The sequence below is a fragment of the Inquilinus sp. OTU3971 genome, from assembly GCF_038440215.1.
The window spans coordinates 1-390 of the sequence record NZ_JASATH010000455.1; the positions used below are offsets into that span (position 1 = coordinate 1).

Annotated in this window: 1 protein-coding gene; it reads left to right on the plus strand. The window is 65.6% G+C overall.

Annotation, left to right across the window (positions count from 1 at the left end):
• The coding region (locus AAHM41_RS40390) for a transposase (protein ID WP_342242285.1) at positions 1 to 380 on the plus strand (380 nt) is incomplete at its 5' end.
• Positions 381 to 390 lie beyond the last annotated feature (10 nt).

Genomic DNA, 390 nt, shown 5'->3' on the forward strand with positions numbered 1-390 from the left:
ACCTCCTCGGGCTCGATGTCCACCCTGCCGATCGTCAGGACCGGGACGGGGCTATGGCCGTGCTGGCCTCGATCTGGACGCTGTATCCCTGGCTGCGCCACCTGTTCGCCGACGGCGCTTATGCCGGCGACAAACTTGCGACTGCGCTCGCCGGATTGGGATCGTGGACCATCGAGATCGTCAAACGGTCGGATACCGCCCGGGGCTTCGTCCTGCTGCCTCGGCGCTGGGTCGTCGAACGCACCTTCGCCTGGCTCGGCCGATGCCGAAGGCTCGCAAAGGACTTCGAGGCTTCCGTCGCCAGCGCCCAGGCCTGGATCTGGATCGCCCACGTCCGGCTCCTCTCCAAACGCCTCGCCAAACATCCCTCCGCTTTATGAGTCAGACACT